This window comes from Staphylococcus ratti (genome assembly GCF_020883535.1).
Lineage (GTDB): Bacteria > Bacillota > Bacilli > Staphylococcales > Staphylococcaceae > Staphylococcus > Staphylococcus ratti.
Window position 1 is genome coordinate 124,951 of sequence record NZ_CP086654.1, and the last position, 13,155, is coordinate 138,105.

Genomic DNA, 13,155 nt, shown 5'->3' on the forward strand with positions numbered 1-13,155 from the left:
TTCGATTTTGAAAAATGTTTTTTCAACTTTTACTTTTGAGTCATTTTTCAACTATGTTTATGATGTTTTTTGTCTTTTAGACGTATCATAAACCGCGTCACACATTTATATTTTTAACAAGCATTTATCATCCATGTTACACCATATGGATCTTTGAACATGCCATAAAGTTTTGACCATTCGGTTTCTCCTAAAGGCATTGTCTCTTCACAACCTGCTTCAATCGCACGCTTGTAAAAGTCCGTAGCCGCTTTGACATCTGCGTCATTGCTGCCATCGAAGGTGAAGCATACATTGGTACCTTCATTACTAATTGGACGTTCATCTCGTGTGGAACTTACCATAAATGTTTCACCTAAAATTTTGAACTCTGCATTCATGACAAAGCGTTTTGCCACGTCTTTGGGCATTTTATATTCTTCTGGTAAATCTTTAAACATTTCATCGTCACCCATTGTTTTTGAGACCACTTCTGCACCAAGTTTTGCTTCGTAAAAATTTAAGGCTTCTAACGCATTTTCGAAATTAAAGTAAGAAACGGATTTAATCATGTAGATGCTCCTTTTTAAGTAATTTGATACAACTACTATACCCAAATTCACAAAACATATTGTAAAGATGTTAAAGACATGAATGCGATTTCTTAACTTATGTTAATATGATAAAAAAGGAGGTTAGCTAAATGAAAATCATGATTGTTGAAGACGATATGATTATTGCTGAGAGTTTAGTTAAAGAACTAAAAAAATGGAATCATGACGCAATCAATATTCAAGACTATTACCACATTAAAGAACGTTTTTTGGATATGCAGCCCCATTTAGTTTTATTAGATATTAACCTCCCTCATTTGAATGGTTTTCATTGGTGCCAAGAAATACGAAATGTATCTAAAGTTCCCATTATTTTTATTAGTTCGGCTTCAGACAATATGAATCAAATGATGTCCATGCAAATGGGTGCGGATGATTTTATTGAAAAGCCTTTTAATTTAAGTTTAACGATTATGAAAATACAAGCATTATTAAGACGCGCTTATGATTTTAAAGTGGAGCAAACGGAACTCAACGTGAAAGGGTGTCAACTTTTGGTTGAGAAAGCTTTGCTAACTTATGAAGGGGAAACTGTTGCATTAACATTGACGGAACTGCAAATTTTGCAATTGCTGTTTTTAAATGAAGGTCAATTTGTAAGTCGTAATGCTTTGATCGAACAATGTTGGCAATCAGAAAATTTTATAGATGATAATACGCTTGCGGTTAATATGTCTCGTTTACGTAAAAAGCTTAAGCAATTAGGGGTATTGGATTTGATACAAACAAAGAAAAACGTGGGTTATAAAGTGTAAAGAAGGTGACGTCTTTGAGTTTTTTGAGAACCATTAAAAGTGATATTATCAGTTGTATTTTATTCTACATGTTATTCTTGATTACATTTTATGTATATGCGCTATCGATGGAAGCTTATTTATTAACATTAGCAATCGGTATATTTGTATTTGGCGTTGTTTTAGCACTTAAGTATCTCTCATTTCATAAAGAAGAAACTGTAAAGCAGGCGAATGAACAGTTAAAAGATATGTTACATGAGGAAAAAATGGCGCATCGTATGTATCAAAAAGATATTGAAAATTATTTCTTAACATGGATACATCAAATTAAAACGCCGATCACTGCTTCAAAATTGTTGTTAGAGCGTCACGAAGCAGGGACAGTAAATCGTGTCCGTCAAGAAATAACTGAAATTGAAAATTATACCAATTTAGCATTGAATTACTTAAAATTGTTGAATCATGAAACGGACATGGTCGCTAAAAGTGTCACGCTTGAAGCGGTTGTTAAACCTTTAATTAAACGTTATGCCTTACATTTTATTGAAAATCAAACGCGAATACATACAGACAATCTTCATCAAAAAGTAACTACGGATGCGCAATGGTTACGCATTATGATTGAACAAATATTAAATAATGCGTTGAAATATACGAAAAGTGGTGACATTTGGATAGCATATGATAGCGATCAAAAAGCACTTTCCATTCGTGATAACGGGATAGGTATTAGTAAAGCAGACTTACCTAAAATATTCGAAAAGGGGTATTCTGGTACTAACGGACGATTGAATGAAAAATCAAGTGGGATAGGTTTGTTTGTCGTGAAGCAAATTTCAAAAAAGCTACAACATCCGATAGAAGTGAATTCAGAGCAAGGGGTTTCAACGACATTTACGATTTACTTCCCTGTTGATTCAAACCTTTCAAAAATGTAAGTTTCGCAGCAACTTTTGTAAGAAATTATAAATGTTGCTGTTTTCTTTATCTTATACACTTAAGTCAAAGAAAAAGGAGGGAACGATCCTATGCTATTAAGCGTAAGATATCTACAAAAAGTATATGGTAAAGGAATCAATACGGTTACAGCACTTAAAGATATGAATTTTGACATACAAGAAGGGGAATTTGTTGCGATTATGGGAGAATCGGGTTCAGGAAAGTCTACACTACTTAATCTGATTGCGACATTTGATCGACCAACAGAGGGGACGATTACGATTAACGGCCAAGCGTTACATCAACTTAAAAATAAATCGGTTGCAAGTTTTCGTCGGGATGAATTAGGATTCGTCTTTCAAGATTTTAATGTTTTAGACACGATGAGCAATAAAGATAATGTTTTGATGCCACTGGTGCTTTCAAATGTAGATGTTAAAACGATGCAAGATCGAATCGTACACGTTACGCGTCAATTAGGTATTGAAACGTTGCTTGAAAAATATCCGTATCAAGTTTCGGGTGGACAAAGACAACGTGTGGCTATTGCACGTGCTTTAATAAATAAGCCTCAGTTACTTCTTGCAGATGAGCCTACGGGCGCACTTGATTCTAAAACATCTGATGAAATTATGAATATGTTCAAAGAAATTAATCATAATCAACAAACGATTTTAATGGTGACACATTCCATCCGAGATGCTTCATTTGCCAATCGTATTTTGTTTATTAAAGATGGAAGTTTATATCACGAACTTTATAAAGGGGAAGAGACGCAACAAGCGTTTCAAAAGCGTATTTCCGATAGCTTAGCTTTATTAAACGGAAGAGGTGTTTAATATGACACTTCAACTTATTTTAAAACTTGTAAAACGTAATTTTATTGCGTTGAAGTCGTTGTTTATTCCTTTTGTTGTTACGGCTAGTATTATGTTGGGGTTAGAATATATTATTACATCGATTATTAATAATGATTATATTTTAGAACGTCATAAAGACTTACCAAGTTTGTTGAAATTTGTTAATGCTATCTAATGATTTTAACGTGTGTTTTTATTATTTATGCTAATGGTTTTATTATGAAGCGTCGACGTAAAGAATATGCACTACAAATGGTACTAGGGTTAGAGAAAAAACACCTTTATTTACTATCAAGTTTAGAATTATTCGCTCAATTTGTAGTGACGAGTGTGTTAAGTATAATTGGCGGTTATTTATTCGGCAATTTGTTATTTTTGATACTGAATAAATTGATTAGTCAAACACAAATTTCAATTATGCACTATCCATTCAGCTTAAATGCGATGGTCATGACGCTCGTGCTCAATGCTATACTTTTCTTTATTTTATTTATTATCAATATTATACACACGAGTACGCGTAGCCCTATTAAATTAATGAATGAAAGTCATGCTGGCGAGAAAACAACGAAAAAATGGCTGCTTATCATATTATGTGTGGTAGGATCTGTATTTTTAGCTTATGGATATTATATAGCATTAACTACAGAAACAGTGGCAAGCGCATTTCCACGTATATTTTTGGCAATTTTATGTGTCATGATAGGGACATACTGTTTATTCATGTCTTTAAGTATTTTATTACTTCAAAGTTTAAAAAGAATACCTAGAATTTATTACAAACCTAAAAACTTCTTTTTCATTTCTGGATTGTTATCTCGAATGAAAACCAATGCTATTGGATTAGCAAGTATTACTATGCTATGTTCATTTTTAATTGTCACAATGGGGATGACATTGATAACGTATCGAGGATTGGAAAGTCAAGTGGTCAATCAGATGAAAACAGACTATAAAGTTGTGTTAGGTGGAAATTATAATTTTGATCAAAAAGTAAATAAGCGCATAGAAACACTCCAAAAAGAGATTAATCAACTTACGACAGTTGATCAATATAGAGTTCATGCTTCTCAAATGTTTGCTTCTAATTTTAAGGATGGAGAATTGCAGAAGGTGCCCACTACTTCAAAGTCGGGCGTGTATGTCAGCGCTTGGGTATACGGGATTATTACGACTGAAAAAGATTATAATCAATCTCAAAATCAACATGTGAGTTTAAAAGAAGATGAAATCATTTTGTCATCTAGTTCACCTATATTTAAGGATATAAAAAAGATAAAAATTGCAGGAAATGTTTATAATGTCATTCATAGTGACAAAGATGAGTTGGGGAATCAAATTATAGGGGATTCGGCGTATATCATTGTTAAAGATGATAAGACATTCAAAAAAATCTCAAGTTATTATGCTTCAAATCAAGGCGAACAAAGTAAATCAGAAGTCGATTTAGGAAGTACAGACATCGATTTTAATATTCAGGCAGACAAACATGCATTTGAAAAAGCCATACCAAAACTTCAAGAAAAATATGATGCGCATATTACAGTTAAAGAACAAGTAAGAAAAATGCTATATGAACTTAATGGCGGTCTAATCTTTATAGGAATTATTGTTTCTATCGTTTTATTAGCAGGGACTTTTTTAATGTTGTATTATAAGCAAATTTCTGAAGGATATGAGGATAAGCGCAATTTTGACATTATGCAAAAAGTAGGGCTTGATTATCAATTAATTAAAAAAACGATTCACAAACAAATTATGTGGGTTTTTGTGCTGCCTATTCTTGTTGCAGTCATTCATACACTTTTTGCAAGTAAGCTCATTTATCATTTATTAGGTATATTAGGTGTTCGGGACATCTCGTTATTTTTATCAAGTTATTTTGCCATTATTTTTATAGTAGTTGTTATTTATGGTTTGATGTATTGGATTACTTCAACGATCTACTATAAAATTGTACAAATGAAGCAATAGTGAATTAAAAATTAAAAGTTTCTATAAAAGAGTAGGACTAAAATGAATTAAATTTCATTGTCCTACTCTTTTTTAGTAAAAGCAGTTTTGCTTGATTAGTACAAAAAATACAAGTGTGTGAATGGTGTGTAATTTTCACCTTTTTATATATGAATGTGCAAAAAAACACTTTATATTAAAAGTGGTCAAAGTATGGGTGTTCAAAAATGTTAATTATGCTATATTATAAATATTGGGAGTATTAATTTAAAAATATTAGAAAATAACGGAGGTATAACGACAATGAAAAAACTTTTAAAAGTCTCTTGTGCTACTTGCATTGCTACTGCTGCACTTTTCACATATAACGTTACAAGCGAGAGCCACAACCCTTCAGTTGTACACGCTGCAACGGAAGAAGGTTATACTATTGAGGGTAACACTTCTGACAAAGGTGCATTTATTTTAGAACAAAAATTTATCGATGCTGTTAAAAACAACAACTTAGTTATTAACGGCTATAAAATAACTGGTAACCAAGATCAAGAAACAACAATGGTTGATATTTATGATCAAATCATTGGTAAAACTGGTGATAACACTGCATCTATGGTTAATTTTGAAGTTAAGAAAAATACAGTTTCTAAAGATGATATTATCAAAACATTTGGACAACCTGTAGAGGAACCATATGAAAGCCAACAAGGCTTAGATTACAAATATAAATTAGGCAAAAATGTCATTCAAATTATTGTCAAAGATGGTTATGTAACAGACTTTCAAATTAACGCACACGACGCGTAGTAGTTGTGAAGCATAATCATACAAAACCGGGTTGAGCATGTATCGCTCAACCCGGTTTTCTCATGCCGAACTTGAAAAGCATGTAAGGATTACAAAAAACAGAACGCCGTGACAGCATCACGGCGCAGATTTGAAGTTAGACATATATTGATTTAGTTTATTATTTGTTAATTAAGTAGTCGTATTTAGAAGTATCTAAGCCTTGTGCTTTTGCTTTTTTTACAATGTCAGATACTGAGTTTAAACCTTGTGCTTTAAAGTGTGCTTTTAAGTTTGCTTTGATTTCTGGGTCAGCATTTTTATCTACTAATACTGCAACGTAGTCAAGTTCGTGCTCTAAAATACGTGAACTATCGTGTAAAACAATACCATTTTGTGATGAAACCGATGCGTTTGCTGATTCGTGAGGTGTTGCTACGAAAATTCCAGTGGCTAAAACTCCTGTTGTTACGGCAGTTAAAATTAATTTGTCTATACTCATTGTAATCACTCCTAATTATTTATTGAGTTAACTATATCATGATTTTTTTGAAAATTGTTTTTATTTAATCATACTTAAAGGTGATTTAAGTATGATTAATTTTATTAAGTTGTATTTAAAGTATCGGCGCATAGGTGTTTTTTAGAGGTCTGGAAGGCTTAGGGAACTGAGCGGTAAGACTTCCTTTCAAGAGAATAGGTCCCTTTTTCATGCATATGCATTTTCTGCGTGATTATCCTTTGGAAATATGTTCATATAGCTTTATTTTTGATTGCTTAGGGTATATGTCTTTTGGTAGGAGTGGGGTTCGTGCTGATTGTTGAAATGTTTTTAGTTCAATACGCATAAACTTTTGCTTTATACAATAATCAAAAATGAAATGTGTTTATGAACAACCCAATTAGTTACTGATTTTTGCCTCATTCAAGTGAACTAGGAAAGGAGCAAGTTAGATTTGGGCGTAATGAAAATGACTGATTTAAAGGGGATTTCTATTTTAAAAGAGACAGATTTAACAAAAGACACGTTTGAATCTCTCATTGATTTTGCGATACAGTTAAAAGCTGAGAAAAAAGAAGGGGTACGAAAGCGTTATTTAGAGGGGAGAAATATCGCTTTACTGTTTGATAAGCCTTCTATGAGAACGCGGGCTGCTTTTATGTGTGCCGCAACTGAATTAGGAGCGCATGCGGAGTTTTTAAGTGATGATGATATTAAAATGGGTCAAAAGGACACAGTTGAAGATACGGCAAAGGTATTAAGTTGCTATTTTGATGGTATACAATATCGCATTTCTTCTCAGGCATTACTCGACGATTTCGCACATTATGCGACTGTGCCTGTATGGAATGGTATGACGGATGATTGGCATCCGACACAAATGTTGGCTGATTTTATGACGATAAAGGAAAATTTTGGGCGTTTAGAAGGTATCACATTGACCTATTTGGGAGACGGTCGTAACAATATGGCGCATTCTTTGATGGTTGCTGGCGCAATATGTGGATTGAATATACGAATTTGTGCACCTGAAGCGTTACAACCAGACGAAGCCGTGTTTGATTTAGCACAAAGTTATGTCCAACAGTCTGGGGGAACGATCACAGTGACTTCAAATGTTGATGAAGCCGTCCATAATGCGGATGTACTTTATACGGACATGTGGGCCTCTAAAGGTGAAGAATCTGAGATAGGGGAACGTATCGAACTGCTTAAGGCATTTCAAGTGAATCGTCAGTTGATGGAGAAAACAGGAAAGCCAGAAACCATTTTCTTCCATTGTTTGCCTGCGATTCATAATACAGATACAGAATTTGGACAAATGATTTATGAAAAATTTGGCTTAACAGCTTTAGAAGTGACAGATGATGTGTTTAAAAGTAACAAGTGTAAATCATTTGATCAAAGCGAAAATAAACTTCATACGATAAAAGCACTGATGATTGCGAGTATCATTGGTGAACCATCGTAAAAGAATAAACACACATATTTTGACTTCGTTGTGTTCAACTGTTATAGTATCTATGAATTTAATAAAAAGGACTGTATGCCGACACATACAATCCTTTAGGCCTATTGACGGCTATTCCGTAATGATGATAACCATTCAACACGATGTTGAGTGGTTATTTTTTGCGTTGTTGTGTCACGAGAACGAGACTCATGACAGAAAAGACGATCATTAGTATTTCATAATCTGTCATTGGCACTTACCCCTTTGCTTTTTGTCATCTATAAGCATCACCCCATCTATTTAAAGTTTCTCCATCAATGGCCTAAGTGCATACTAACATAAATCGAACGTATGTTCTACTTTTTCGAATAGATTTTCTGAGATGTTAAGTTACGTCAACGAGTTAGGACATATTTTAGTACCTGATGTCAATTCTTTTTACTCTATAAGTGTATTTTCTATGGTCTTTGTAAGTCCTTTGATAACATGAACATAGTTAGTAGAAAGGAAGTTGAACGATGAATCAATCCGAATTACTTGCACCGGAAAATTATAATATTGTTGATGAAATTGAAAAATATGCTGAAAATCCAGAAAAGTTAGCATTGATTTATGAACATGCATTTGATGCGCCGGAAAAAGTGACGTATGCCACATTAATACAACGTGCCAATCAAGTCGGGCATGTTTTACAACAAAGTGGTTTGAAAAAGGGTGATCGTGTGTTGGTCATGCTCCCGCGTGCGATTGAAACATATGAAGTGTATATTGCAGCTTTAAAATTAGGCTTAACGATTGTTCCGAGCTCGGAAATGTTACGCACAAAAGATTTACAATATCGCATTTCACACGGTCAAGTGTCTGCGGTCATTACAATGCCGGACTACATTCCAGAATTTGAAAAAGTAAAAGAATATCCGGATTTAATTAAACTTTTAGTAACAGGCGAACATACATCTTGGACTTCTATCGAAACAGAAAAATCAAAATATGCTACATCACTTGAAAAATATCCCACTTCACGTAATGATTTGGCGATTTTATCATATACATCAGGCACAACGGGTAACCCCAAGGCAGTAATGCATACGCATGGTTGGGGATTTGCGCATATGCAATTGGCACCTAAACAATGGTTAAATATTAAAGAAGATGATCTCGTATGGGCGACAGCAGCGCCGGGATGGCAAAAATGGGTGTGGAGTCCATTTCTGTCGATTATGGGTTCAGGGGCCACTGCGTTTGTGTATAATGGAAAATTTAAAGCGTCACGTTATCTTGAATTACTTCAAGACTTTAAAATTAATGCGCTATGTTGTACGCCAACAGAATACCGTATGATGGCTAAGTTACAAAATTTAGATGATTATAAATTGACGCACTTACATAGCGCAGTTTCAGCTGGTGAGCCACTTAATCGTGATGTGGTTGCGAAATTTGAACATCATTTTAATTTGACAGTTCGTGATGGGTACGGTCAAACGGAAAGTACATTATTGATTGGCTTTTTAGAAGGCACACCTCAGAGACCTGGTTCAATGGGAAAAGCAATACCTGGAACAGGCGTTACAATCATCGATGATGAAGGGCGCGAATTAGGTGCTCATGAAGAAGGGAATATTGCGGTACCTTTAGACTTGCCAGCACTTTTCAAAGGTTATTTAAATGACGAAGACCGCACGGAAGAAGCACGTGTAGCGGGGTATCACGTTACAGGTGATTTGGCCCAAAAAGATGAAGACGGCTACTTTTGGTTTGAAGGACGTAAAGATGATATTATCATCAGTTCAGGTTATACGATTGGACCTTTTGAAGTAGAAGACGCATTGACGCATCATGAAGCGGTAAAAGAATGCGCGGTTGTCGCAAGTCCTCATGCTGAAAGAGGGAACATCGTTAAAGCGTTTGTTATTTTACAAGATGGCTACGACGGGGACGAGGCGTTGATTCATGAAATGCAGCAGTTTGTAAAACAAAGTGTGGCACCTTATAAATATCCCCGAGCTATCGAATTTGTAGACACATTGCCTAAAACGAATTCCGGAAAAATTAGACGTATAGAGCTACGCAATGAAGAAAAACGAAAATATAAAAAATAGAGGATAGAGCGGGAATCGATTCGGTTTCTTTCCTATATACAAAAAGCTGTCTAGGATTGAAAAATGTTTTTTCAAACTTAGACAGCTTCTGTAATTTTTAAACTGAAAATGTGCGATAAGAAAAAATGGGATGGCTCGTATTCTGATGAATTCTATATCAAGTGTCCTTGTTAATACCTTCTGCAGCACGGATGCCACTAAAAATACAACCGCCTAAAAAAGTACCTTCTAATGCGCGATAGCCATGAACTCCGCCTCCACCAAAACCTGAAGCTTCGCCCGCAGCATAAACGCCTTTTATACGTTGTTCAGATTGGTTAAAAGCTTGACCATTTAAGTCTGTTTGAATGCCACCTAACGTTTTACGGCTAATAATATGCAACTTCACAGCAATCAATTTGCCGTTTTTACCACTTAAAATAGGATGTGGTTTTGCTGTGCGTATGAGCTTGTCTCCTAAAAATTGGCGCGCATTGCGTATGAATGTGATTTGAGGATCTTTGCTAAATGTATTGTTTAATTGTAAATCGCGTGCCTCAATTTCATCTTTAATGTGATGATAATCGATTAAATCGGTGTCTGTTAGTGCGTTCATTTTTTCAGTTAACGTTTTTAAGTCATCGGCTATGACGAAATCGGCACCTTTTTCTAAAAATGCGCGAACGGGGGCTGTAGCTTGCTTGCCTAAACGTTCTTTAATCAAGCGTTGAATATCTTTATTAGTTAAATCTGGATTTTGTTCAGAGCCTGATAAGACGAATTCTTTTTTGACGATATCTTCTGTTGAAATAAACCACGAATAATCGTAGCCAGTTTTCATAATGGTTTCAAGTGTGTGTAACGTATCAAAACCTGGATAGTCTGGAGCTTGCATACGCTGTCCTGTAGCGGTGAACCACATGGACGAAGGCCCTGGAATAATACGAATGCCATGATTGTTCCAAATTGGCGTGTGGTTTTGAACGCCTTCTGTGTAATGCCACATACGATCTTTATTGACGAGCTGAATACCCGAACGTTCACTAATTTCAAGTAGCTTGCCGTCTGTAGAATCGGGCACACCTTGAATCATCGTTTTAGGAGGCGCTCCGAGTCTTTTCGGCCAATGTTTTTTAATAAGTGTTTCGTTAGCACCAATACCGCCAATTGTAATTAATAAGTAGGAAACATCAAAATGGAATGTATCGACGATCTTACGAGAGGAAGGTGCGCCGATAGGAACATCGCTTGCTTCAAGTTGATTTCCTGAAATACCAGTAATGGCATTATTTTCAATGTGAATCTCTGTTACTTGATGGCGAGGTAAAAATGTGAGTTGACCGGTTGCCTCATGTTGTAAAACAAAATTAATGAAAGGTTCAACGAGACCCACCCCGGTGCCCCAAGTAATATGAAAACGTGGTACAGAATTACCATGCCCAGAAGCGGAACTGCCACCACGTTCTGCCCAACCAAGGATTGGCGTAAGTTTAATACCCATTTGTCGCAAATAATCTTCTTTTTCATAAGTCGCAAAACGCACATAGGCCTTTGCCCATTCATACGCCCAACGATCTTCATCCTCTAAACGATCAAACCCAGCAGAACCTAACCAATCATTCAATGCTAAGTCATAGCTGTCTTTGACACCTAAACGACGTTGAACTTTAGAATTTACTAAAAAGAGCCCTCCAAATGACCAATAGGCCTGCCCACCTATCGCTTGAGGCGGTTCTTGGTCAATTAAAGTTACACGGTGTCCCTTTTTTAAAAGTTCAGTAGCAGCGACAAGGCCACTTAAGCCAGCGCCAATAATATGAACATGCTTTTGCATTTCATCACCTCGAAAATTTAATAATTATAGTATCGCACAGGTGCTAGATAGGATACAAAACATAAATAAAAAGTAGTTGTGTGAGAAGTACGAGGTGTACAGTGAATAACCTTAGTAGTATTTTGAGGGTTTGGAACAGGAAGGAAGAGATATTGAAATATAGGCGTGTAAAACGTGTTGATATAAAGAGGTTAGACAATTTTTGGAGTTATAGTATACTATAGCTAGAGGTTTTAGTACTCTGTAATTTTAGGTATAAGGTATTCTAATTACAAGGTCGACAATGTTTAGAGGTTGTTTTAGTACTCTGTAATTTTAGGTATAAGGTATTCAATCGGGTACAAATAACCCTGTAACGTTCAGTTTTAGTACTCTGTAATTTTAGGTATAAGGTATTCGAATACGAAGTGATTATCACTCAAGCATCAGTTTTAGTACTCTGTAATTTTAGGTATAAGGTATTCAAATCGTTAAAGAGAGCCTTAAAGAAGCTCGTTTTAGTACTCTGTAATTTTAGGTATAAGGTATTCAAATTGTCAGAAATGAATACGGAGAACCAAGTTTTAGTACTCTGTAATTTTAGGTATAAGGTATTCATTCCCATATAAACAATCATACACAGACCAGTTTTAGTACTCTGTAATTTTAGGTATAAGGTATGAGATAGATAACATTATGAGGTTTGAAAAAAGTAGCGACATGGGTGACATAAAAATCCAGAGAGGACTTTAGCTCCACATTTTTATACATATAAAAAACAAACTATCGCTATATTTACAATTTAAAACGATAGTTTGTTTACGGTCTGAGACTACTAAGCTTAGTGGTCTTTCTTTTTTTGTTCAAGCTCTTTTTTGATTTCATCAGGAGATTTCATCTTGTGAGCAGGATTGAGTGAATTACTTATAGGAGGGCTTGTCGTTAAATCTCCTTCAAATTGAAAACGATCTTCTGGTGTTTGGAGTGTTGAAAATGTGGCTTTAGGATCATTATTGATATAGCCTTCAATAAAGATATTTCCCATAGGGCTGTTTTCTATGTTAGTGAAGTGGACAGATTTAATTGTGTTCGGTTCTTTAGTATTATATTTAAGATAAAGCGTAATACGTTCTTGTTGTTCTTTGTAGTATTCTTGTTTAATTCTTTCTTTTTCATCGTGTTTCATTTTGAAATAGACACCACCAATAATAATTAATATAACAATAATAATAGATAATACAATATGTTTTTTAGACATAATAAATGCTCCTAAGTTTAAGATGAAGAAGATATGAATAAATTATATAACAAAGATATTACTTATGAAATATTAGTGGATAAATTATATAAGGTCGCTCTTCAGAAAATTCTTGACTTTGCCATTGGGTGTGATATATTTAATTTACAAGTACTTAATTTGTGCTTATACCTAAAATTACAGAAC

12 protein-coding genes and 1 CRISPR repeat array are annotated in these 13,155 nt (G+C 34.8%); of the genes, 8 read left to right on the plus strand and 4 right to left on the minus strand.

Features of this window, described 5'->3' with window-relative positions; translation table 11 throughout:
* Positions 1-113 precede the first annotated feature (113 nt).
* On the minus strand, positions 114-551 hold the full coding sequence (locus tag LN051_RS00545; RefSeq protein WP_338061514.1) for a VOC family protein: 438 nt from the start codon (positions 549-551) through the stop codon (positions 114-116).
* 131 nt (positions 552-682) lie between these two features.
* On the opposite strand from LN051_RS00545, the gene LN051_RS00550 reads away from it, so the two are divergent.
* The 6 genes from LN051_RS00550 (at position 683) to isaB (ending at position 5,886) form a co-directional block, all read left to right on the plus strand.
* Positions 683-1,348: a response regulator transcription factor gene (locus tag LN051_RS00550; protein ID WP_229292698.1), complete on the plus strand. Its 666-nt coding sequence runs from the start codon at positions 683-685 to the stop codon at positions 1,346-1,348.
* Between the two features lie 68 nt (positions 1,349-1,416).
* Positions 1,417-2,268 carry a sensor histidine kinase gene (locus LN051_RS00555; RefSeq protein WP_229293578.1) on the plus strand — a complete coding sequence of 284 codons (852 nt, stop codon included), beginning with the start codon at positions 1,417-1,419 and terminating at the stop codon, positions 2,266-2,268.
* Between the two features lie 90 nt (positions 2,269-2,358).
* A complete protein-coding gene (locus LN051_RS00560; RefSeq protein WP_229292699.1) occupies positions 2,359-3,108 on the plus strand; it encodes an ABC transporter ATP-binding protein in 750 nt (249 codons plus the stop codon).
* Between the two features lies 1 nt (position 3,109).
* Positions 3,110-3,304, plus strand: coding sequence for a hypothetical protein (locus tag LN051_RS00565; protein WP_229292700.1), 195 nt, complete (start codon positions 3,110-3,112; stop codon positions 3,302-3,304).
* Positions 3,304-5,103 carry an ABC transporter permease gene (locus LN051_RS00570; protein ID WP_229292701.1) on the plus strand — a complete coding sequence of 600 codons (1,800 nt, stop codon included), beginning with the start codon at positions 3,304-3,306 and terminating at the stop codon, positions 5,101-5,103. The genes LN051_RS00565 and LN051_RS00570 overlap by 1 nt, the downstream gene beginning before the upstream one ends.
* Before the next feature lie 282 nt (positions 5,104-5,385).
* The gene (isaB, locus tag LN051_RS00575; protein ID WP_229292702.1) at positions 5,386-5,886 is read left to right on the plus strand and encodes an immunodominant staphylococcal antigen IsaB family protein; all 501 of its coding nucleotides are present in this window, start codon (positions 5,386-5,388) and stop codon (positions 5,884-5,886) included.
* A 160-nt stretch (positions 5,887-6,046) separates the two neighbouring features.
* On the opposite strand, the gene spn is transcribed toward isaB, so the two are convergent.
* Positions 6,047-6,367, minus strand: a complete 321-nt coding sequence (spn, locus tag LN051_RS00580) for an SPIN family peroxidase inhibitor (protein ID WP_229292703.1) — start codon at positions 6,365-6,367, stop codon at positions 6,047-6,049.
* Between the two features lie 463 nt (positions 6,368-6,830).
* Between spn and argF the strand changes: the two genes are divergently transcribed.
* Both argF and mbcS read left to right on the plus strand, forming a co-directional pair.
* Complete coding sequence (argF, locus tag LN051_RS00585) at positions 6,831-7,838, plus strand: ornithine carbamoyltransferase (protein ID WP_229293579.1); 1,008 nt, start codon at positions 6,831-6,833, stop codon at positions 7,836-7,838.
* Between the two features lie 500 nt (positions 7,839-8,338).
* On the plus strand, positions 8,339-9,919 hold the full coding sequence (gene mbcS / locus LN051_RS00590) for an acyl-CoA synthetase MbcS (protein ID WP_229292704.1): 1,581 nt from the start codon (positions 8,339-8,341) through the stop codon (positions 9,917-9,919).
* A 157-nt stretch (positions 9,920-10,076) separates the two neighbouring features.
* Here mbcS and LN051_RS00595 read toward each other — a convergent pair whose 3' ends face one another.
* Entirely contained in the window at positions 10,077-11,732 is a 1,656-nt protein-coding gene (locus tag LN051_RS00595) for an FAD-binding dehydrogenase (RefSeq protein ID WP_229292705.1), read from the minus strand.
* Between the two features lie 230 nt (positions 11,733-11,962).
* A CRISPR array of direct repeats spans positions 11,963-12,394; the repeat unit is 36 nt; unit sequence GTTTTAGTACTCTGTAATTTTAGGTATAAGGTATTC.
* A 158-nt stretch (positions 12,395-12,552) separates the two neighbouring features.
* Positions 12,553-12,969 carry a DUF1433 domain-containing protein gene (locus LN051_RS00600; protein ID WP_229292706.1) on the minus strand — a complete coding sequence of 139 codons (417 nt, stop codon included), beginning with the start codon at positions 12,967-12,969 and terminating at the stop codon, positions 12,553-12,555.
* Between the last annotated feature and the right edge of the window lie 186 nt (positions 12,970-13,155).

Excerpts from the sequence above, each read along its gene's own strand:
- LN051_RS00545 (WP_338061514.1), bottom strand. The coding sequence starts at position 551 with ATGATTAAATCCGTTTCTTACTTTAATTTCGAAAATGCGTTAGAAGCC.
- LN051_RS00550 (WP_229292698.1), top strand. The coding sequence starts at position 683 with ATGAAAATCATGATTGTTGAAGACGATATGATTATTGCTGAGAGTTTA.
- LN051_RS00555 (WP_229293578.1), top strand. The coding sequence starts at position 1,417 with ATGTTATTCTTGATTACATTTTATGTATATGCGCTATCGATGGAAGCT.
- LN051_RS00560 (WP_229292699.1), top strand. The coding sequence starts at position 2,359 with ATGCTATTAAGCGTAAGATATCTACAAAAAGTATATGGTAAAGGAATC.
- LN051_RS00565 (WP_229292700.1), top strand. The coding sequence starts at position 3,110 with ATGACACTTCAACTTATTTTAAAACTTGTAAAACGTAATTTTATTGCG.
- LN051_RS00570 (WP_229292701.1), top strand. The coding sequence starts at position 3,304 with ATGATTTTAACGTGTGTTTTTATTATTTATGCTAATGGTTTTATTATG.
- isaB (WP_229292702.1), top strand. The coding sequence starts at position 5,386 with ATGAAAAAACTTTTAAAAGTCTCTTGTGCTACTTGCATTGCTACTGCT.
- spn (WP_229292703.1), bottom strand. The coding sequence starts at position 6,367 with ATGAGTATAGACAAATTAATTTTAACTGCCGTAACAACAGGAGTTTTA.
- argF (WP_229293579.1), top strand. The coding sequence starts at position 6,831 with ATGAAAATGACTGATTTAAAGGGGATTTCTATTTTAAAAGAGACAGAT.
- mbcS (WP_229292704.1), top strand. The coding sequence starts at position 8,339 with ATGAATCAATCCGAATTACTTGCACCGGAAAATTATAATATTGTTGAT.
- LN051_RS00595 (WP_229292705.1), bottom strand. The coding sequence starts at position 11,732 with ATGCAAAAGCATGTTCATATTATTGGCGCTGGCTTAAGTGGCCTTGTC.
- LN051_RS00600 (WP_229292706.1), bottom strand. The coding sequence starts at position 12,969 with ATGTCTAAAAAACATATTGTATTATCTATTATTATTGTTATATTAATT.